We start from the raw sequence: 19,048 nt of genomic DNA, 5'->3' as shown, positions 1-19,048 counted from the left end.
ATATGAACTCTGTCGTCATTAAAGAACGGAGTATGGATATGCCTATGACGAGTTTTCAAGAAATGCTTGATAATGAAAAGCCAGTAATTGGTATGGTGCATCTGGCAGCACTTCCCGGTGCTCCGCATTATGAGAACGATATGGATGCAATTGCTGAGCGTGCTCGGCAAGATCTCGATGCGCTTCTTGCAGGCGGTATCGATGCAGTTATCGTTGAGAATTTTGGTGACGTTCCGTATGCGCCAAAGAATGAACTTATTACCTATAGCGCCATGAGTGCCCTTGTGGCAAAACTGCGTGATGCATGTTCTGTCCCTATGGGTGTGAACGTTCAGTTCAATGACTGCGAAGCTGAGTGGGCAATTGCATATGCAACCGGATGCGATTTCATTCGTGTAGAGGTTCTTGCGGAAAATCGAATGGGTCCCAATGGAGTTTTTACTGCCGCTGGACCGGAGTTGGCGCGACTCCGCAGAAAGTACCCGGCGGACATTGCTGTTCTAGCCGATTTGCAAGTAAAACATACGTTCCCTTGGGTAGAACAACCAGTTGATTTTACGGTTGAAGCCATGCGAGAAGCGGGTGCGGATGCCATCATTTGTACCGGATTAGTAACCGGCTCTAGTCCAACATTGGAAGATGTTCGCACCGTAAAGCAACATGCGGATACTTGCCCTGTATTGGTTGGCAGCGGCACAAACGCTTGTACACTTTCTGACTATTTGAGTGTTGCAGATGGCGTGATTGTTGGCAGCAGTATCAAAGTTGATGGAGTTGTGGAAAACGCTGTTGATACCGACCGCGTTCGTGAGTTGATGGCTGCAAAAGCTTAATTACGTAAACCCAAACTACGATAGCAAAAGGAGTTCGCTATGGATAAAGAGGAGTTTTTCAGCAGAAAAATGGTCATCGGCATGGTTCATCTGCTTCCATTGCCCGGCAATCCTGCTTATGGCAACAACAAAGATGAGCTGGTAGCAAACGCTCTGGATGATGCTCATCGTCTCATCGATTCTGGTGTTGATGCCATTATGCTTGAAAACTTTAGCGACTGGCCTCAGTACAGCACCGAGATTCCTCTTGAGTCCTATTCGGTCATGCTGAATGTTGCGACCAGGATTAAGGAGTTTTGTCCTATTCCTTTCGGCGTAAATATTGAGATGAATGCATTTGTTCAAGAATGGGCCATGGCGTATGCATGTAATGCGGACTTCATTCGTGTTGAGGCGTTTGTTGATAACCGTGCTGGGTCGTTCGGTTATATCGAGGCTTGCTCAACACCACTTGCAAAGCTCATGAAGGATTATCCATCAGACACGATGTTGTTTACCGATGTGCACACGGCGGAGACATATGGTGTTCCTGAAGTTGCCATCAACGAACTTGCTGGTAATGCGATCAATCATGATGCAAGTGCGGTTATCGTGACAGAAAATGATCAATCCAAGAAGATCACAGTTGATGATGTGAAGTCTATGCGTGAGGCCATTGGTGACTTCCCAATTCTTGTAGGATCTGGTGTGAAGCCCGATAACGTACTCGATTATCTTGAATATGCCAACGGTGTTATTGTTGGTCGAGGCTTTAAGACGGGCGACCGTATCGACACTAATCTCGTAAAAGGATTTATGGATGTCGTAAGGAGCAAGTATCGTGCCTAAGATCCTTGTTGTTACCCACGGCTCATTAGCTGAAGCATATCGAGAAGTTCTCGGCATGTTTTTTGGTGATGATGCCCAAGAGGTGGTGGCGCTTGGACTTAAGCCAGACGATTCTGCAGAACTGTTTGGACAGGCTGTTCGCAATGCCATTATGTCAATGTATACCGAGGAAGGTGTACTAATTTTTGTTGATGTGCTTTCAGGAACGCCTTTTAATACAGTTGCGATGGCGATGCACGACCTTGCGGAGAGTTGCCCCAATTTGGAATGTTTATCGGGAGTGAACCTGCCCACTCTCATGGAGGCATTTGCCGATAGAAACGACAAAAGTCTGTCTGAATTGCATAGTCAGGCACGTCAGAATTTCGCAGATTCGCTTGCAGATGTCCGCGAAGTGCTTGGTCTTTAAAATTGAGTATCTCCCCCTAATTGAATCAAACAATTAGGGGGAATTTTATTTTGTTTGAGGCTTGTGCGGTTTAAGCTCTGAAGGCGAATATTTTCGCCCCCACGAACAAATCTCATTAAGAATAGGCTCAAGCTCAAGCCCTCGTTCGGTAAGTTCATACCTTGAGCGTTGAATAGCGCCTTCGTAGTAGGTTGTTTTTGAAACAATCCCTTTCTGTTCCATCTTTTTGAGGATAGAAGCAAGAACCTTCTTACTGAGTCCCTTGTGATATCTCAGAATCTCTCCAAAATGCTTTGGACCTGTAAATAAATACATAAGGATGGAGAGCTGCCAGCGATGTGCAAAGAAGGTTGTGCATGTATAAAACATGCAATCGAGATCTGACTCATCAAATTGTGTGTCCATAAGGCCTCCCTTCCGCTGGACAGCTTGAGTCTGCGATATTGCAGAGCACTTTGAATTGTTCATACAAAATGGCGTCTGGTTTTATGGGTACACATCATAAGATACTTTTTTACCCGTACTAGGATATTAAAATTCAGGAAGTTATGAGTGGGTAACGAAATGAATTTGGTTAATGACTGGAGAAGCAATGGGTCTAAACGGTGTGATTAGTAGCCCTATCAGCGATTTACCAAATGATGGATTAATGCAAAAATCCATGCAACAGATATCTGTCTTGCGTTTTGGTGTTTTGATCTCTGGCGTAGGAGATAATCTTCAAGCAATAGCTAAAAAGCTGAACAATGAGTGCTCTATCGTACTAGTAATCAGCAGTAACGCTAGCGCAACAGGCTTGGCGCGCGCAGAAGAAAAGGGTATTCAAACACTCTCACTTTCCGACGCACTCTATGATGACCCTCTCATTGCCGATCAAGTGATAGCAGCAGAATTCCGTCGGTGTAAAGCTGACTACATTATTGTTGATGACTATAAACCTGCGCTAAAAGAAGGGTTGCTTCTCTCTTTCCCATATAAGGTTTTATGTGCGGTACCTTCGCTTTTTCCTGGTGAGCCTGGTGAAGATGTAATAGCTCGTGATCTTGAACGGGGAATGAAAATATCCGGTGTGACTATTTGTTTTGAAACGCTCGGTGGTCATGGTCCCATCATTGCTCAAGAGGCCGTTCGTATTGAAGAGGGTATGACGCGCGACGAGCTTGAAGCAGCAATTCATGAGGTTGAGCATGTGCTTTATCCGCAGGTTATCGAGCTGCTTGCTGAGGGTCGTGTCCAGGTTGATGCCGACGGACGGGTATCTATCGCCTAGTGTTTGATAGGTTATCGACGCTTTAGAATCCCCACCGTTTCGACGTGTGTCTCGTCATCTCGGAAATTCCCGTCCGCATCAAACGAGTCGGGCGTCACCGCCGTATACCCATCCGCCTCGCCGGGAACCTCCTCCCAGAAGAAGCGCACCGGGCACTTGAACGTGACGCTCTGCACCACGCGTTCCTTGCGCGGGTTCCTACCCGCCAGAATGCGGACCTCGCTCACCGCCTCGTGCACGATGTCGAAGCGCGTCTGCTCATCCGCTTCCTCCAGAAGCTCGGGGATGCGGTCAAGCTCGTCCAGCAGCTTGCGCTCGCCAACCCTGCGCTTGTCGGCAGCGGCTATTTTAGCCTGCGTCTCCTCCAGCGCCTCCTGGAAACCGGCATCGCGGTCGTACAGGTCATCCAGCCGCCTCTGCAGGTCGCTGAACTTGCGCTCATAGCTTCGGTCGGCGGGGTCAAGCGCGTCAATCTGGTTCATGAGCATGCGCATGCGCTTGTCGTTAGCCGCCTGCTCGCGCCCGATGCGCTCGGCGTCCTCGCGCAGCTGCTCCACGTCGGTCTCGTCGTTGATGCGGCGGCGCAGCGCCTCCACGAACGCGTCCGAACGCGACGCCAGCTTCACCATCTCTATGACCTCGGCATCCACGTACTCCTGCGGGTACTGGCGGCTGAAGGTGCAGGTCGCCCCACGCGCCTTCGACGTGTGCGGGCAGTAGTACGCGTAGGTGGTCTTTCCCCGCGTACCGTCCTTCTTGACCTTTCCCCGGTTCGGGTGCGAGGACATCTTGTGCCCGCACTCCGGGCACACGAGCAGCCCGTTCAGCAGGTTCACGTGCCCGTCGTCGTGCCTCTTGGCGTTCGGCTTCCGGGTGCCCACGATTGCCTGGGCAGCCGCCCAGGTCGCCTCGTCGATGATTGCCTCGTGCCTGCCGTCGTAGACCTCGTACCCGTCGCTCTTCACCACGTGCGTCTCGCCGCGCGTGCCCTCGATGACCTCGGTGCGCCTGCGCCCGTAGGCAATCTTGCCGATATACACGGGATTGACGACCATCCGCGCTATCGTGGTGTTCCCGAAGGTCTCCATGGTCGCGTTGCCGCGAGCGGCCTTCGTGACGCCGTGCCTGTTCAGCCACGACGCTATCGCCATCGGCCCCTTGTTCTCGTAGGCGTACATCTGGAAGATTTTGCGGACGACCTTCGCCTCGTCCTCATCGACCACAAGCTCCTTGAACTTACCGCCCCGGTCCACAAGCCGGTAGCCGTACGGGGCCTGCCCGCCGTTCCAGTAGCCCTTGCGGGCCTTCTCCTCGCGCCCGCTCATGGTCTGGGTGCGGATGTTGTCGCGCTCCATCTCAGCGAACACGGCGGCGATGGAAAGCATCGCCTTGCCCATCGTCGTGGCGGAGTCGATGCCGTCCTTGACGCAGCACAGCTCCACGCCGTAGTCCTGGAGCATCTGGAGCGAGTTCCACGTGTCGGCGGCATTGCGCCCGAAGCGCGACAGCTTGAACACGAGCACGTACGTCGGGCGCCTGCCCGGCTGCTCCTTGATGATGTCATCGAGCATCTGCCGGAACTGCGGCCTCCCGCGCACGTTCTTGCCGGAGAAGCCCGCGTCCACGTACTCCCCGAGCACGCGCATGCCGTGCATCTCGGCGTACCGGGTCAGCTCGAATCGCTGGGCGTCTATCGACTCGCCCTTCTCGACCTGGAGCTTGGTCGATACGCGGATGTAAAGGACGCAGGAGAGGGGACGGGTGGCATCTGGGTTCTTGGGATTTTTTCGTGCCACCTATTCGCCGCCCCCTTCTCGTCGCCAAATGACCTCGCCGGTCAGGTTGTTGACAATCTCCTCCACGTCGGACATGGGAATCTGCTCCTCGCAGACGTACCACGAGCCGTAATGCTCTCCGTGCGACGTGAAAATACGATATTGGCTCTTCTTCATGCGGTTCTTCTTCTGCCAGTCGAGCCACCACTGGTACTTGTCGTTCCACGGGATGACGAACTTGGCGGTCATCTTGTTGACGGCTCTGACCCCGCCCGCCGCCATGCCGATTGCAATCTTGTCCCTGTCGTCGCTCGCACCAAGCTCCTCCTGCGTGAGCCATACGACGGGCTTGATGTCATCGGTGTCGCTCACGATGTCGTAATTGCCGTCATCGCGGCGCTCCTTCCAGTATCGCTTGGGCTTGACTAGGTTGCTTGGCGTCAGCATCAGGAAGCCATCTTCGAGAATCTTGGGAACGAAGTCCAGCGTGGTGTAGTGGTACAGATATTCAGGGTGTTGCATGTTACCCCCTCCCTTCATTTCGTACGTTAATCAATTATATAAATACGCATTTAATTATAAGCCCGCCGCCCTCACGGAACAGCGGGTTTATAGCTGCAAGAATCACGAGTCGAGCAACTTGCTTGCGCCAGGCAAAGCCTGTATGTCGTCATTATTGTCGATAGCAAGTATCGCATCGTTCCAAACCCGCAGCACGTTCTGGTCAAAGATGTACTGAATCGAACGCATGATGCGAGACGGCTCGTACATCGACCTATCTAAAACGACCTGCGGAACAACGGCAAGCTCCCACTCCTTACTCGACGCACGCGAGAGTATAGGGAGCTTCTTTTCCCTAGAAGGCGTGCCCAAATAACGCATTAGCATTGATTCGCCACTACTCAATCGCGGGGGAACCGGCGAGAACTCAAGCAGCGCTTCTATGTTCTTGAACACCAGTTTGTCGGTCGTATTCAACGCAAAATAGGGAGTCACTTTGCCGTCAAACGGGTTCAAATATATGTGGTTAAACCAGTCAATATCCACGATGCAGCCATGAATGCCGCCAGAACCGCCGATTGCCGTCACTTCGTCAGAAACCATCGAAAGGGCCTTCTGGTACGGCATGAACGCACTGCGCACTTTCCTGACATACTCGGGAAGATTCTCGTAATAATAGCTGATGTCATAATCGAGCTTGTGTCGTCTGCCGCCCTCCAAAAGGCACAAACTGCTGGCGCTCTCCAGCACAAACATGTACACACCGTCGTACTTCAGCGCATACAAGTCACCAGGGTGCTTCATGCCCTGCATCATAATGCCCTGGCAGCGATTGAATTCAACATACTGCTCGCGCGTAATCTGATGAATGCCGTTCGGGTAGTCCTTGAAGGGGTCGTACGCATGCACATCAATCGTAAAGCCGTTAAGGTGCCAGGATTGAGGTTTGTATCCGACCTGGTTGTCAGAAAAGACCGCAACACCATCACGTTGCAGCAAGAACGTATTCTGATGCGTGTGACCGCTCACATAAATCCACTTCGGATTATATCGAGCATCAGACCAGTCCGCCATCTGCGTATGCGTCAGCACAATTACCGGCAGGTTTCCCGCACTTGCCAGAACCTTCTCGTACACGGCTCGAAAACGCCTCGACCGCGCAATGTCCTCTTCCGTCGAGACGGTTTCTCGGTACAATCCCATTTCAGCGTTGTAGACCGGATTCAGCCCGGAAAATCCGAGGCCGCCGAGCAAGAGGAACGTTGAGTTGGCGCATGCCTCGGCAAGCTCCTCAACGCTTGCATCGAGAATCGTGCTCTCATCCAGAACCTTGCCGGAAAGCCCCTTGTAAACGATAAACAGCTCGTTTTCCAGCAGCTTGACTCCGCGCGGCATCGTCTGACGATAATCAGCGATGATTTCATCAATCGGCCGTGCGGGCTTGAACCCCATAGGGTCTCCGTCCCACAGCTCATGGTTTCCCAGAACGGCAAAAATACGACCCCACCAGCGCTCATGACGCTCAGTGAACGAAGTAAGCCGTTCGTAGAACAGGGCTTCCAACTCAATGCTGTCCGCCACGTCGCCGCCGATGAGCAAGGTGCCGCGGGCATCCGACACAGACGCCAGAAGCTCGGCAATCTTATTGTCGATACGCTCTTGTATCTCAGGCAAAGACAGCTTCACGATGTCGTTAGGCTGCTTTACGAGCTGATGCTCAAGGTGGATATCGGATATGTAGTAAATCGTCTCCGCCGAACCATCGGCGACCGATAAATCGTAAGCATGCGGCTCATCCGAACACGAAATCGCCTGCGTCTCATCATCGGTAACGGAAGGCGTTTCGAGCGCAATCGGCTCATATTTTACGAAAGCGTCCGACCGAAATTCCTTTTCCAGCTTCTTGCGGTGGCTTTCGGGGAGCTTCTCAATAGGGATGGTCGGGTCCCTGCGCAAGGCGTCACGGCAGCGTTTCAGCGTCAGCATGGACTCAGGAACCGCTAGAATTGCCCGAGGATTGGCCTGAAGCGCGGAATCCACCAACTTCTTGTCCGGCATGGGCACATACCGCAAATTCATGGGGTCCCGCTCAACCAATTCGAGGCAGAGGTCCCGAGAAACGAATTCAGAAGGCGCGTAGGACAGGCTCTCAGGGTAGAGCCGGGCAGACAGAGCGACAAGCTCTTCTGACATGCACTTTTCAGGAACGAGCGACAGCACCGGGCGATAGCTGCGATAAGCGCTCCGAGCCAAACATGAACCATCCGGCCAAAGAATCTCTTTGACAGGGAAAGGAGTCTCGATGGCAGCTCTAGCAAGTTCTTTTGTTATCAAGCGCTTCGGAACATATTCGAGTGCGTACCCGTTCGCCCGTACGGCTGCTTCGCAAAGAGCTTTGCCCTCTTTTCCGCGCAAGTAACAATCAGGCACAAACGAAAGGGTCTGGCCCTCGAAATCGTTGCAGACAGCTGTGAGGCATATCTCGTAGCCCTTGTCTCCAAGCAGTATCTGCGTGGGAACATCGTGCAAAGCGCCACCGTCGCTTCGCACCGCCGACATGCACATAGATATGTCCCGATACTGCTCGGGCACATACTTCAAATTCAAGCCGTTCTTGCACACTGCAATCTCGCACACTTCGCGCGTAAGATGCTTTTTCGCGATGACTTTGAGAATCGTATATGCGTGATTATCGACGTTGAAGCCGTTGACGGCCTCTTCCACCATCTCTTTCGTCTGCGCCCGTTTCCCGAGCGATTGCAAATGGATATACCAGTAGAACGGATTATCGCTGCTTATTGCCCCCGGCTTACTGTCCAGGCGCTCTATCAGGCCTGACTTTTGAACAACAAGGCCATCTCCCATAACTCTTCACCTCCTCACTAATCCTTCCGAGCGTGCTCCGCGACCCACTCGTGGATAATCGCGGCAATCGTCGTCTCGCGCTCCGCAGCCATCATCTTCAGCGCCTTCTTGTCGCTCACCGTGAGCGACAGCGAGAGCGTGGTGCGCTTCTCGTCCTCGGCGGGCACAGAATCCGCCGAAACCGTTGTCTGCTTCGCAGCCGCCGGTTCAGAAACCGTCTGCTCTATCTTCTTCTGCTCGGCCTCGCGGTCGGCAGCATACTTCTCGAACATGTTCGCCATAGCTCGACCTCCTTTAATCATTTACGCATTTGTACAATTATACACCTTGTGTCTCGATTTGTCCATACGGAACACGGCTCTGACCTGCGGTTATTCTCTCGGGAACCCCGCAGCCTCGCGCACCGTGTCCACCATGGCACGCGTCGCCCTCGCGGCCTTGCCCCTGCGGTCGAACTGGACCACGGACACGCCGGCAGCGCCCGCCTGCACGAACGCCTCGGACTGGGGAAGCGTGACCACCGTCTGGTCGCCCGCAAGCCCCTCGAACCACTCCATGAAGTCGCGGGACGCCTTGAAGCGGTTCCACCCGTTCATCACGTAGACAATCTTCGCCCGGCTGTGCTTGAACACCGCCTTGCGCATGCGCATCAGCGGCTCGATGTCCCTCGACGTGGTGCGGGTGGGGATGACCACCACGTCCGCCTCCCTCAGCCATTCCGACAGCGCCTCCTGGAGCGCCCCCGGCGTGTCCACCACGGCGACCTCGGCACCGTCCGCCTCTTGGGTGCGGTGCAGGGTGCCGCCCTGGGCGTCCAGGTCGTAGAAGCTCACGGGGATGCCGGAGCGCTCGAAGGAGAATGCTATCTCGTCGGCGACCAGGGACTTGCCCACGCCGCCCTTCTGGTTGCACACCAGAATCGTCTTCATATCGCTCACCTCGCTATACATTTAATCAATTACGCATTTCCATATTTAATTATAATCCCGCGAAAAGCGCAGTTCAACTGCCACTTTCTGGGCTTCAGCTGGGCTTTTCGTGGTCTCGAAACGGGCTTCCTCGCGTCGCCCGGAACGGCCCGTTTCCCGCATCGCCTCGTAAACGAGCGGATGCCGAAAACCGCCGTCCTCCGTCCCTTGCGCGTACACCCGTCAAAAGCCCTTCTGCAGGTCTCTTCGCGTGCCGTTAGCGGGCCTGCCCCCCTTGAAGGATGCCTTCGGCATCGGGTGCCCACGTGAAGAGAAAGGAGGTCCGCACATGAACGAAGGCTGGAAGAGGTTCCACGGCACGGACGAGGAGGTCATGTGGCGCATCCAGGTGCTGAAGCGCACCTCGCGCCTCTGCGCGGCCAAGGCCAAGGAGCTGGAGCGCATGGCGAAGGCGGACGGCGACATGCCCGCCATGGACCACGCGTCGCTCATGGACGTGCTGAAGCGCATCGACAACGTGATGGAGTGGCGGTTCGTGAACGCCCTGGGCGAGGTGGTGCTGGACGCAGACATCCTCGCCGAGAGCATCGACTGCGAGACCCTGCGCTCCATGCGGCAGTGCGTCGTGAACGCCATCGTGGACATCGAGGAGGCGGAGGAGGGGCGCGATGAGTGACTACGGCATCAAGACCTACGCCGACCTGGCCGAGACCTGCCGCGGCATGGTGCTCGCCAACGAGATAGCCAGCCGCCCGCTGGAGCCGGTGAGCGGGGATTGGGCACCCTGGGACGAGATATTCCAGTGGTACATCGTCCAGGACCCGAGCTTCCTCATGGAGCACACCGACGAGCCGGTGTTCTACGACGCGGAGCTGGGGCTGTACGTCTGGGGGATAACCCACTTCGGAACCAGCTGGGACTACGTGCCCGCGCCGGAAATCCACTGACCCACAGGAAAGGGAGCAGCATCGCGCTGCTCCCTTTTCTTTTTCGGTTACTCGTACTGCTTGTCCGCATCGGCCCCGTACTTCACGCGGCCACCGGCACGCCTTGCCGCCTTGTCCTCGCGTTCCTGCAGGCGCTCGCGCTTCAGATGCGCCTCGCGCTCGTCCTCGTTGGACAGCACCCTCTCTGCCGCCTTGAGGCGCTTCTCGGCGTCCCACATGTTCCTGCGGGACTCGTACAGACGCCTCTCCGCAGCTTCGCGCTCCCGGCGGCGCTGCTCCTCCATGGCCTGCTGAAGCAGCATGCGCATCATCATGGCCGTCATGTCCGCCATCATGCGGGACACGGGGTCCTTGGCGTCGCGCCCGGCCTTGGCGAACACCCATGCACCGGCCAGCAGGTTCGGGCACGGGTGGTCGAGCGCGTCGCGGGCCTCCTTGGAGGCGTGGAACTCGCGCCTCGCCGCGTCCACCTCGGCTTGCAGCTTCGCCAGCTGCTCCTCGGGGTGGCGCGCCGCCTCCATGAGCTGCCCGTAGCGCTCGCCCATGAACGGCTCGCCGCTCTCGCGGCAGCGGTCGATGTGCGCCCTCTGGAGGTCGCCCGCCATCTGAACCACGTCGGACTCCTTGACGGCGTACACGTCGAATGAAGGCTCTGCCGGGGAATCCGGCTGCGGTTCCGCCGCGACAGCCTGTTCGGGCGCAGGCTCCTGCACGGTTGCCGGCTCGGGCTGTACAGCGGCCTGCTCCTGCGCCTGCCTCTGCTTCTCCTCGAAGTACGCCTCGACGCCTTCCTTGGTCAGGTCGTCGGCGAGGTTGGAGGCGCGACGCTTGCGGGAGCGGCGCTTGGGTCCCCACTCATCGACCGCCTTGTACGACCATCCGGCGGTGACCTCCCCAGTCTTCTTGTCGGTCTTGACCGTCTCCTTCAGCGTGACGCCCTCAAGTTCAAGATTTCGCTTGAACTCGTCCACCGTGTCGGAACGGTCGCGGGCGTACGCCACCTTATCCCCGAGGCGGCGGTCGAAAGAGTCGTAGGCGAATGTGTCGCGGCGCTGCGCCCATGTGGACATCTCCTTGTCCGCCCCGAGCACCTGGAAGCCGTTCTCGCGGCTCAGCCTGTCGTTCACCGCCTGCACGCGCGGGGCGTACAGACTGGTGTCCTCCTTGTTGATGACTTGGCCCGAACGGGCATCGTGGTTCGCGATGGTCGCGTGGGCATGCACGCATCCGCCCTCGCCGTCCACGTGCATGGTGACCCAGCACATGGAGTCCGGCGCCAGCTCGTGGCACAGCGTGTACGCATATTCCATGCCCCGCTGGATGTCGTCCGGCCTGTTCGGGTCCAGCTCGTCGGTCGCCCACGAGATGCGCACCTCGTAGCCCTCGTTGACCGCGTTCGGGTGGCGGTGCTTCTGCCCCTCGCAGTAGACAATGAAGTCCTCCCTTGAGGCGGCGTCACCCATCTGCGCGGCGATGCGGTCCGTGCCGTTTTCCAGATGCTCGCGTCTGCGCTTGCCCTCGCCGAACTCGGTGTAGGACATGCGTCCCCGCACGTTCGGAAGCGACTGCACATGCGTCGTTGACATCAGACATCACCTCCCGTCTCCGCGTACGCCTGCAAATCCAAACGCAGCCCCTCGACTTCCGCCCGGAGCTTGTCCACCGAATCGCGGAACTCGCGGAACGCTTCCGCCTCGTCCTTCGTCCTCAACTCCTCGCGCACCGCGTCGTACATGCTCATACCGCTCATGCGCTGGTTGCGCGCACGTGCAATCTGGTTCACGTTGACGCCGATGCGGTTCAGCTCAATTCGGACACGGTCAAGCGCCGGGACGTCCAGAACCACCTCGCGACTCTGCGACGCGTGACGATTTCCGTACAGCGCGCCGCGCAGAAAATTGGAGCGGGAGCGCGTCCCGCGCCTCTCATCCAGCAGGGAAAGCTCCGCGTCGCTCATGCGCACCTGGACCACCTTGTCGCGGCGGTCTTTTTCATGCTTCTGGCGCGTCGCCTTCCCGCTTCTTTTCTCATACATATCCGCCATGCGGAACACCTCCTTTGCTGCTATCCGAAACGCCCGCCTGCGGCGGACAATCCAAACTGCCGTTTTCGGCTAATTTCGCAACGCCCGAGCGCAAAGGGGGAAAGAGCAAGCATTGACTTCGTACGTACAAATTGCGAAATTCGCAATTTGTCCTACTTCGTCAGCTTGCGAGGGGGCGGCTGCGCCGTCCCCTTCGAACCCCCGCCTTTTGTCCACCGAGATGGGCTTACCCATGTCGGACACGGGAACGACTTCCCCTGTCCGACATGGAACCCGAATCCCTCGGTGGAACCCGGCACGGCTACCCCTGGTAGCCCGAGCCGGAAAGGCCGCCGTGCGCTTCCGACGACTCTCCAGCTTCTGCGGTCTGGGCATACGCGGAATCCGCAGCGCCAGCGGCGCGCGCATCCTGCGTTCCGTGTCCGGTGCTCGGCTTCAGCCCCTTGACGAAATCAAGGACCTCTTCCGCCGAACCCATGTCCTTCACTTCCGGGAAAACCGTCACGAGCGCGTCAGCGTATGCCTTCGTCCTCGCGGCCTGCACTTCGCGGCGCAGCTTCTTCGCCTTCGCCTCAAACGCACGTGCCTTCTCGGTCGCGTCATCAAACCTCTTCGTTGCCATATCGGATACCTCCTCTAATCATCAAAACTATTTGTTTCCACGCGTCTTGTTGTAACCGTGGTTGTACGCGTCATATGTCGCAATCAGGTCGCGTTCAAGGTCATCAAGACGGCGATAATTTGTCGTTGTGATGTCCACCATGTAAATCTCGAACTGATTGCCGTAGCGATAGTCCGCGTACACGTCGCCATTGCCTTTGCCAGTGAAATGCGCGTTCACACGCTGCGGCACATGCGTCGCCTGTCCGACGTAGTACATGCCGTTCGTCAGGTTGTGAATCACATAGCAGCCCATGAAGTCAAAGTCTTGCATATGCCCCTTGTAACTATTGCGCAGCTCGAAGAATCCCTCGGGCGAAAGAGGCCTGTGGCCTTCTGCAATGGCTCGCTTTTCTGCAAGCCACGCCTCCCGCCTGCGCTGTTCGTAAATGCTGCTCACGACGAACAGACAAATCAGCAACACGAAGCATGCGACAAGAAACAAAGTCGAGAAATCGCCCATGTTCACACCCCCAAACTGCCGTACATCAAAATCGCTCCGTTGCCCAAGTTCTCAATGGTCGTCTTGCCGCCCGTCGACGGTCCCATGGACCCGAACGCCGCCCAGAGCAAAACGGCAACGACAATCACCCCGAGAACGATTGCTCCCAGCTTGCCGTCCGACATAGGCGGCTTAACCTCGCCGCCGTTCTTCCTCATGCTCGCCTGGATGTAATCGTTGTACATCTGCTGTTCCGCAGGAGACATGGTGCCGTGCTTCGCCTTCAGATTGAGCCTCGCGAACTCAGCCTCAGAGAGGCCGATAAGAGGGTTCGCCGCGACGCTGCGGTCGAACTTCTGCTCGGCGGTCATCCCGCTCGTATCCTCGACGCCATGCACCATGCGCATGTACTCGGCGTACTCCGGGTCCTGTATCATCGCCTTGCGCTGCTTGAACTCCTCGTACGTCAGCGTGCGAGGCTGCTTCGACCGCTTGCAGGCCATCAGGCCGCAAACCGCGCTCGCGGTCCAAAGCCCGAGTGGGAAGAAAAGCAGACCGATAATCGCACAACCGATTGCGACCCCGCCAAGCGCAATAGCCGTCGTCTGTCGATTTGAAACGCCACGGACAAGACCGACGACTGAAGCAATCGCGCCGACAAGGCCGAACGCAATCACCACGATGAGAACGCTCCCACCGGAGGCCATGAAGCCCCTCATGAACGCGTCCCAATTCCAAGTTGCTACCACCAAATCACTCATTTTCTTACTCCTCCTTGTCCTCTGAATCTGTTTCGTTGCTACCGCCCGAGCCGAGAGGCACCGTACGCACGAGACCCCTCACGCGGGCGGGCAGGTCGGGCATGCAGACACGGCCCTGGTCGGAACCGCGATATGCCTTGTTCATCCACTCGGTCACCTCATACTCGGCAATCAGCGGCTCGGGCTGCGCCCTCATCTCGTCGGGCACGAACACCGGGTTGTCGGTGTACGACCACTCATGCCACTCCGGCAGGAGGCGCTTGATGTCAGCGATGAGCGCCTTACGGCTCTCGGGCCTGCCGGACGGGATGTTCCTCTGGAACCAGTGGCGGTACAGGTCGTGGACGAACTGCCACGAGAGGATGTCCCAGGATGCCTCCGGCAGCACGTCGCCCAGGAACTGGCGAACGGGGTCGTTGACCTCCCGGAACTCGTCCAGGAGCGCGGTGCATGCCTGCGGCTCGTCCAACTCGTAGTAGTCGGTCTCCGCCAGCAGGTGGTACAGCACGTACTCCAGCACCTCCTTGCGCTTCAGGTAGTCGTCCTTGATGTACTTGCGCTCGTTGCCCTCGAAACGCTTCTCGAACGGCACGACCAGCAGGCGGCGGTACATGGACTCCGACCTGTCGCGGAGCCTCGGCAGCTCGTTAACGCACTGGACCATGAACCCCTTGAAAAGGACCGTGCGCGGCTCCTTGAACTTGCGGTTCAGCTGGAACGGGTCCCCCGTGATGATGGACTTGAGCGCCGCCGCGTCATCCACGAAGGTGCCCGTGTCGTTCTCGTCCGTGATTACGGCGGAAATGCGCATCAGCGGCTCCAGCATGAACGGGGAAGAGAAGTCCTTCAGCGAGATGGACTCCCAGGAACCGCGCCCCAGCAGGTTGCGCATGAGGGAGCACAGCGTGCCCTTGCCGTTGTTGCCGGACGTGGAGTAGAACCACGCGCTCTTGTTCCAGCTGACGCCGGGGCGGATAACCGCTCCGACAATCTGCCACAGCAGCCGTACGATGCTCTCGTCGTCGGACAGCTCGCCCATCCAGGACACGACGTCCCAGTCGGTGCCGTCCTCGTCGTTATGTATCACGGGGTTCGGGGCGTTCTCAACGAAGTCTACGCGCACCTTGCCGGTGAACACGAACTCCGGGTCAAAGCCGAGGAGCATCTTGCTCCCATAATCGTATACGCCGTTGTTCACAGCGATAAGGTCACGGTCATGACAACGCTCGACGTGCGGACACACGGAACGGAGAACCGCAATCGTCTCGTAGACGCCGCGAATCGTAATCGCGCTGTCGTAGCTGCGGATGAGCCGCGTCAGACCGTCCTCGGAGACGTCGTAGGTGCCCTCGTTGTCGCCGGACGTCTGGTAGACGCCGATGTCGAAGTTGCCGTCGTCGCCCGCATCCTTCCAGAGGATGCCCACCGCGTGATGCAGCTCGCGCACAATCAGCGCAATCTGGTACGGGTCCAAGTGCTTGCGCAGGCGCAGGCGGGCGTCTCCCGTCTTCTGGTCGGGATAGGCGTCCTTCAGCGACGCTCCGACTGGCGCGGACGGGTCGCGGGGACCCCGGTTGTACGCCTCGATGGCGTTGTTGGTCGCCTGCAGAAGCTCCCGCTCGACCTGTTCGGGAGCGGAGCATATGTCCACGTCGATGTCCGCCAGATAATCCTCTGTGACCGTTCTAATCAGCTCGTTCTCGGTCATGTCTTGACCTGCGTAAACGGACGTGCTATCATAATCACAGGTAGAGGCCGTCCCGGAAGCTGTGCAGGCATCGGGGCGGTTTTCTTTTTTGCCCATATTCACACCTCCTTAATTCGTTAGCTCAATGCGCTTCACGTTGGCGCTCTTCCACGCCTCAAGGTCATCCACCTTGTAACGGACCGCATTGCCGACCTTGTAGTAACTCGGGCCTTTGCCTTGACAACGCCAGACGCGGAGCGTCCCGGCGCTCAGGCCGAGCAATTCCGCCGCTTCGTACGTCGTCATGTAACGGGGTTTCGACCCCTTCGTCCTCTTCTGTTCTTTAGCCATATCAGCCACCTCCATGTTCAGAATCCGTTTCACGAGAACAAAAAAGCTCCCGTGGAAACCAAAGAAGGACATAGGCAGAACATGCCTTGTCTATCTCGGTTTCCACGGGAGCTTCGTGTTCGTTATTTCGCCCGTGACGCACGACCTATTTGACCGAGCGCTCGGCTCCTATTCCCGGTAGCAACCCCGCATCAAAGACGGGACGGGTGCTGAGCCATTTATCTATGCAACTGGTATTATACAGCGTTAACTCGATTAACGCAATACCCGATATTCCGTCTCCGCAGGTCAGAGGCTTGTTTCCACTCGTATACGAGCGGAAATCGCCCGAAAAAAATATTGCGCGCGCCCATGTTCCACTCTGCGTTCGAAAAGTGGAACAAGTGGAACATCCGCCTCTACTCCCCGATAAACACGGGGAACATTGCGTTCCACTCTCGGATTGGAAAGTGGAACGAGCCACCAAGAAGCTGAAAGCAGAAGAAGGGCCGTACACGGCAGGAGAGGGAACCTCTGACACACTTTGACACACTTCGAAGTGTGTCAGAGATTTCCCGCATTCATCGGCTTCCCCGAGCGATTGCCCGTTTTTCTGACACACTTCCATTTTTTATAGTGTGTCGGTACTTTCGTAGGATTTATCGGCTTCCTCGGACGCTTGACACACTAAACACACTATTTTTCCAATCTACGCGTACAGAGAAATTTTTTCCCTATATATATCTATATACTTATTTTTTCTCTCGCGCGCATTAGTTCAAAAAAAAGGTGTGTCAAGTGTGTCAGATGGTTGTACTCCCCGATGAACACGGGAAAAGTACCGACACACTAAAATTTTCGCAAGTGTGTCAGAAATCGGCCACCTTCCCGTACTCCCCGATAAACTGGGGAAAGTTCTGACACACTATTTTTTCGCGATAGTGTGTCAGAACCGTGTGTCAGAACCCGAAATCGGACATGCCTGCCCCCTGCTGTACCCAGACCCAAGACCCGAACCAGCCGCCCGCAGGGCGGCCAATCCCAGCATCGAGCGAGAGCGAGATGCGCACCTGCATCCGCCTTTGCCTCTCTGACGCTCTCAGAGGCGTTTTAAGGCACGAAAAAGCCCGCCAGGGTACGGAGTACCCCAACGGGCTTAAAACATCTTAAAACGCAAAATACGGCGTCCTATCCCTCCGAGGAATCATCCTCAATCATCCCGAAGTGTCGGAACGCGTCCAGAATCGCCTCGCGCTTCTCGGGCGGACACTTCGGCTGCTGCTTGCCGCCCGAGCGGTCGCACTCCATCTCCAGTCCGCACTCGACCTTCATTTGCGCGATGTTCAGGGTGCTCACGGTCAGGCCGTGCGTCTCCTTCACATACTTTCGGATGTTCTCGTACGTCGGTTGCGCCTTGGCCTCATCCAGTCCCATGTCCTTCGGGCTGACGGTCACGGGGATGAAAGTCTTCGTTGCGGATTTCCGAGATAGAACCGCAACCGTCTCTGCATGAGAAGTGTGGGGAAACATATCCACCACGGTAAGGCGTTCCAAGACGTATCCGTGGCTGAGCAAGAGCTCTATATCACGGCGCTGCGTTGTTGGGTTACAAGAGATATATACGATACGCTCAGGAACGAGACGGGCTGCACCTTCGAGGAATTCCGGCGTTGAGCCCGCGCGTGGAGGATCCATAACGATAACGTCAAACCCTTCACGTCCTTGTCGAGCATCGTGCATGTATGCCGTTGCATCAGCATGTAAGAAGCGACAGCGATCATCAAGATGATTGAGACGAGCATTGGTGCGTGCATCTCCAACAGCACCATCAACCTGCTCCACACCCACTACCTCAATGTCCTGTTGGAGACGGGCAGCGCAGATGCCTATGGTGCCAATGCCGCAATAGGCATCAAGCAAGCGCATGCCTGGCTTGAGCTGTGCTCCTTCGATTGCAAGTGAATACAGGCGCTCTGTTTGTTCGGGATTTGTCTGATAAAAGGATGTTGGCCCCATCTCAAAGACGCACCCAAGAAGTTTGTCGCGCATTCTTCCCCTGCCAAAGAGTGGATGCGTTTCATGTCCCAAGATGGCGTTTGTCTTACGCGTATTTACGTTTTGTGCAAGAGCAGTCACCTGAGGGGCGAACTTACGAATACGCCTGAGCAACTCGTTAGGATGGCGAATGTCGCGTCCATTGGTAACAAGCGTAAGCAAGCATTCATTCGTTTTCCAACCTACGCGCACAACAGCATGGCGCAAAAAACCTCTACCGCGATCTTCGTCATAGGCAGGAATGCGCAGATCACCTGCGATACGCGCAACGGCTCCTAGTATTTTGCGGGCGCCTGGTGCTTCTACTAAACAGGATGAGCAGGGCACGATGCGATGGGTACCGCGTGCATAAAATCCAGAACGCACACTACCCCGAGCTCCAGGAGCAAAGGGCGTGGCGGCTTTATGTCGATACCCCAAAGGTGTTTTCATACCAACTGGGTCAGGAAATTCCACCTTGTTCCATCCGGGCAAATCAGAAAAGAGGTCTTCAACTGCCTGGCGTTTCCTTTTAAGCTGGATGGGGTAAGGAACCGCTAACCATTCACAACCTCCGCAAGAACGGGCAATGGGACAGGTATATGTTTTGTAGCCCATAGAGGTATCCCTTTCTTACGGTTTGTTAAAACATCAAGCACACTATGGATTACAGCTATTGTGCCATGTTCAGAATACTGACGTGGTACGGTAATACCGTTGGTTTTAATAGCTT

The 19,048-nt window shown here is 56.3% G+C and carries 20 protein-coding genes; 6 read left to right on the top strand and 14 right to left on the bottom strand.

Annotated features, from left to right (window positions below):
• The first annotated feature begins 38 nt into the window (after nucleotides 1-38).
• The 3 genes from ACQY6Y_RS03420 to ACQY6Y_RS03410 are packed head-to-tail and all read left to right on the top strand — an operon-like array spanning nucleotide 39 to nucleotide 2,070.
• Nucleotides 39-833, top strand: coding sequence for a BtpA/SgcQ family protein (locus ACQY6Y_RS03420; RefSeq protein ID WP_428378910.1), 795 nt, complete (start codon nucleotides 39-41; stop codon nucleotides 831-833).
• Between the two features lie 39 nt (nucleotides 834-872).
• On the top strand, nucleotides 873-1,661 hold the full coding sequence (locus ACQY6Y_RS03415) for a BtpA/SgcQ family protein (protein ID WP_428378909.1): 789 nt from the start codon (nucleotides 873-875) through the stop codon (nucleotides 1,659-1,661).
• Nucleotides 1,654-2,070 carry a PTS sugar transporter subunit IIA gene (locus ACQY6Y_RS03410; RefSeq protein ID WP_428378908.1) on the top strand — a complete coding sequence of 139 codons (417 nt, stop codon included), beginning with the start codon at nucleotides 1,654-1,656 and terminating at the stop codon, nucleotides 2,068-2,070. The genes ACQY6Y_RS03415 and ACQY6Y_RS03410 overlap by 8 nt, the downstream gene beginning before the upstream one ends.
• A 45-nt stretch (nucleotides 2,071-2,115) precedes the next feature.
• On the opposite strand, the gene ACQY6Y_RS03405 is transcribed toward ACQY6Y_RS03410, so the two are convergent.
• Nucleotides 2,116-2,475, bottom strand: a complete 360-nt coding sequence (locus tag ACQY6Y_RS03405; protein WP_428378907.1) for a winged helix-turn-helix transcriptional regulator — start codon at nucleotides 2,473-2,475, stop codon at nucleotides 2,116-2,118.
• Between the two features lie 256 nt (nucleotides 2,476-2,731).
• Here ACQY6Y_RS03405 and purN point away from each other — a divergent pair, with 256 nt between their 5' ends.
• Nucleotides 2,732-3,340, top strand: a complete 609-nt coding sequence (gene purN / locus ACQY6Y_RS03400) for a phosphoribosylglycinamide formyltransferase (protein WP_428378906.1) — start codon at nucleotides 2,732-2,734, stop codon at nucleotides 3,338-3,340.
• Between the two features lie 11 nt (nucleotides 3,341-3,351).
• Here the strand turns inward: purN and ACQY6Y_RS03395 are convergent, their stop codons facing one another.
• The 5 genes from ACQY6Y_RS03395 to ACQY6Y_RS03375 form a co-directional block, all read right to left on the bottom strand.
• Nucleotides 3,352-5,136, bottom strand: a complete 1,785-nt coding sequence (locus ACQY6Y_RS03395) for a recombinase family protein (protein ID WP_428378905.1) — start codon at nucleotides 5,134-5,136, stop codon at nucleotides 3,352-3,354.
• Nucleotides 5,137-5,637: a hypothetical protein gene (locus tag ACQY6Y_RS03390; protein ID WP_123833204.1), complete on the bottom strand. Its 501-nt coding sequence runs from the start codon at nucleotides 5,635-5,637 to the stop codon at nucleotides 5,137-5,139.
• 102 nt (nucleotides 5,638-5,739) lie between these two features.
• Entirely contained in the window at nucleotides 5,740-8,481 is a 2,742-nt protein-coding gene (locus tag ACQY6Y_RS03385; protein ID WP_428378904.1) for a DUF4116 domain-containing protein, read from the bottom strand.
• 17 nt (nucleotides 8,482-8,498) lie between these two features.
• Complete coding sequence (locus tag ACQY6Y_RS03380; RefSeq protein WP_428378903.1) at nucleotides 8,499-8,762, bottom strand: hypothetical protein; 264 nt, start codon at nucleotides 8,760-8,762, stop codon at nucleotides 8,499-8,501.
• 90 nt (nucleotides 8,763-8,852) lie between these two features.
• Complete coding sequence (locus ACQY6Y_RS03375; protein ID WP_417802218.1) at nucleotides 8,853-9,410, bottom strand: ParA family protein; 558 nt, start codon at nucleotides 9,408-9,410, stop codon at nucleotides 8,853-8,855.
• Between the two features lie 328 nt (nucleotides 9,411-9,738).
• On the opposite strand from ACQY6Y_RS03375, the gene ACQY6Y_RS03370 reads away from it, so the two are divergent.
• Both ACQY6Y_RS03370 and ACQY6Y_RS03365 read left to right on the top strand, forming a co-directional pair.
• Nucleotides 9,739-10,086: a cAMP-binding protein gene (locus ACQY6Y_RS03370; RefSeq protein ID WP_009609069.1), complete on the top strand. Its 348-nt coding sequence runs from the start codon at nucleotides 9,739-9,741 to the stop codon at nucleotides 10,084-10,086.
• The gene (locus tag ACQY6Y_RS03365) at nucleotides 10,079-10,357 is read left to right on the top strand and encodes a hypothetical protein (protein WP_013979606.1); all 279 of its coding nucleotides are present in this window, start codon (nucleotides 10,079-10,081) and stop codon (nucleotides 10,355-10,357) included. The genes ACQY6Y_RS03370 and ACQY6Y_RS03365 overlap by 8 nt, the downstream gene beginning before the upstream one ends.
• A 47-nt stretch (nucleotides 10,358-10,404) precedes the next feature.
• On the opposite strand, the gene ACQY6Y_RS03360 is transcribed toward ACQY6Y_RS03365, so the two are convergent.
• From ACQY6Y_RS03360 to rlmD, 8 genes are all read right to left on the bottom strand, one after another.
• The gene (locus tag ACQY6Y_RS03360) at nucleotides 10,405-11,898 is read right to left on the bottom strand and encodes a hypothetical protein (RefSeq protein WP_428378902.1); all 1,494 of its coding nucleotides are present in this window, start codon (nucleotides 11,896-11,898) and stop codon (nucleotides 10,405-10,407) included.
• A gap of 44 nt (nucleotides 11,899-11,942) precedes the next feature.
• Nucleotides 11,943-12,401 (bottom strand): plasmid mobilization relaxosome protein MobC, encoded by a 459-nt coding sequence (mobC, locus tag ACQY6Y_RS03355; RefSeq protein ID WP_428378901.1) that lies wholly within the window; start codon nucleotides 12,399-12,401, stop codon nucleotides 11,943-11,945.
• A 301-nt stretch (nucleotides 12,402-12,702) separates the two neighbouring features.
• A complete protein-coding gene (locus ACQY6Y_RS03350) occupies nucleotides 12,703-13,023 on the bottom strand; it encodes a hypothetical protein (protein WP_428378900.1) in 321 nt (106 codons plus the stop codon).
• 27 nt (nucleotides 13,024-13,050) lie between these two features.
• Nucleotides 13,051-13,524, bottom strand: a complete 474-nt coding sequence (locus ACQY6Y_RS03345) for a GIY-YIG nuclease family protein (RefSeq protein ID WP_428378899.1) — start codon at nucleotides 13,522-13,524, stop codon at nucleotides 13,051-13,053.
• Between the two features lie 2 nt (nucleotides 13,525-13,526).
• Nucleotides 13,527-14,264 carry a hypothetical protein gene (locus ACQY6Y_RS03340; protein ID WP_428378897.1) on the bottom strand — a complete coding sequence of 246 codons (738 nt, stop codon included), beginning with the start codon at nucleotides 14,262-14,264 and terminating at the stop codon, nucleotides 13,527-13,529.
• Between the two features lie 4 nt (nucleotides 14,265-14,268).
• The gene (locus tag ACQY6Y_RS03335) at nucleotides 14,269-15,972 is read right to left on the bottom strand and encodes a DNA primase family protein (protein ID WP_428378896.1); all 1,704 of its coding nucleotides are present in this window, start codon (nucleotides 15,970-15,972) and stop codon (nucleotides 14,269-14,271) included.
• Nucleotides 15,973-16,080: 108 nt separating this feature from the next.
• The gene (locus ACQY6Y_RS03330; protein WP_428378895.1) at nucleotides 16,081-16,302 is read right to left on the bottom strand and encodes a helix-turn-helix transcriptional regulator; all 222 of its coding nucleotides are present in this window, start codon (nucleotides 16,300-16,302) and stop codon (nucleotides 16,081-16,083) included.
• Between the two features lie 1,167 nt (nucleotides 16,303-17,469).
• Entirely contained in the window at nucleotides 17,470-18,933 is a 1,464-nt protein-coding gene (gene rlmD / locus ACQY6Y_RS03325) for a 23S rRNA (uracil(1939)-C(5))-methyltransferase RlmD (RefSeq protein ID WP_428378894.1), read from the bottom strand.
• Between the last annotated feature and the right edge of the window lie 115 nt (nucleotides 18,934-19,048).

It is taken from the genome of Olsenella sp. Marseille-QA0557 (genome assembly GCF_965119725.1).
Classification (GTDB): domain Bacteria; phylum Actinomycetota; class Coriobacteriia; order Coriobacteriales; family Atopobiaceae; genus Coprovicinus; species Coprovicinus avistercoris.
Note: the sequence above shows the minus strand (reverse complement) of the source record. Positions and strands in the feature narration are given on the sequence as shown.

Bases quoted from the DNA above. Each gene is read 5' to 3' on its own strand.
- ACQY6Y_RS03420 (WP_428378910.1), top strand. From the start codon at position 39: ATGCCTATGACGAGTTTTCAAGAAATGCTTGATAATGAAAAGCCAGTA.
- ACQY6Y_RS03415 (WP_428378909.1), top strand. From the start codon at position 873: ATGGATAAAGAGGAGTTTTTCAGCAGAAAAATGGTCATCGGCATGGTT.
- ACQY6Y_RS03405 (WP_428378907.1), bottom strand. From the start codon at position 2,475: ATGGACACACAATTTGATGAGTCAGATCTCGATTGCATGTTTTATACA.
- purN (WP_428378906.1), top strand. From the start codon at position 2,732: ATGCAACAGATATCTGTCTTGCGTTTTGGTGTTTTGATCTCTGGCGTA.
- ACQY6Y_RS03390 (WP_123833204.1), bottom strand. From the start codon at position 5,637: ATGCAACACCCTGAATATCTGTACCACTACACCACGCTGGACTTCGTT.
- ACQY6Y_RS03385 (WP_428378904.1), bottom strand. From the start codon at position 8,481: ATGGGAGATGGCCTTGTTGTTCAAAAGTCAGGCCTGATAGAGCGCCTG.
- ACQY6Y_RS03380 (WP_428378903.1), bottom strand. From the start codon at position 8,762: ATGGCGAACATGTTCGAGAAGTATGCTGCCGACCGCGAGGCCGAGCAG.
- ACQY6Y_RS03375 (WP_417802218.1), bottom strand. From the start codon at position 9,410: ATGAAGACGATTCTGGTGTGCAACCAGAAGGGCGGCGTGGGCAAGTCC.
- ACQY6Y_RS03370 (WP_009609069.1), top strand. From the start codon at position 9,739: ATGAACGAAGGCTGGAAGAGGTTCCACGGCACGGACGAGGAGGTCATG.
- ACQY6Y_RS03365 (WP_013979606.1), top strand. From the start codon at position 10,079: ATGAGTGACTACGGCATCAAGACCTACGCCGACCTGGCCGAGACCTGC.
- ACQY6Y_RS03360 (WP_428378902.1), bottom strand. From the start codon at position 11,898: ATGTCCTACACCGAGTTCGGCGAGGGCAAGCGCAGACGCGAGCATCTG.
- mobC (WP_428378901.1), bottom strand. From the start codon at position 12,401: ATGGCGGATATGTATGAGAAAAGAAGCGGGAAGGCGACGCGCCAGAAG.
- ACQY6Y_RS03350 (WP_428378900.1), bottom strand. From the start codon at position 13,023: ATGGCAACGAAGAGGTTTGATGACGCGACCGAGAAGGCACGTGCGTTT.
- ACQY6Y_RS03345 (WP_428378899.1), bottom strand. From the start codon at position 13,524: ATGGGCGATTTCTCGACTTTGTTTCTTGTCGCATGCTTCGTGTTGCTG.
- ACQY6Y_RS03340 (WP_428378897.1), bottom strand. From the start codon at position 14,264: ATGAGTGATTTGGTGGTAGCAACTTGGAATTGGGACGCGTTCATGAGG.
- ACQY6Y_RS03335 (WP_428378896.1), bottom strand. From the start codon at position 15,972: ATGACCGAGAACGAGCTGATTAGAACGGTCACAGAGGATTATCTGGCG.
- ACQY6Y_RS03330 (WP_428378895.1), bottom strand. From the start codon at position 16,302: ATGGCTAAAGAACAGAAGAGGACGAAGGGGTCGAAACCCCGTTACATG.
- rlmD (WP_428378894.1), bottom strand. From the start codon at position 18,933: ATGGGCTACAAAACATATACCTGTCCCATTGCCCGTTCTTGCGGAGGT.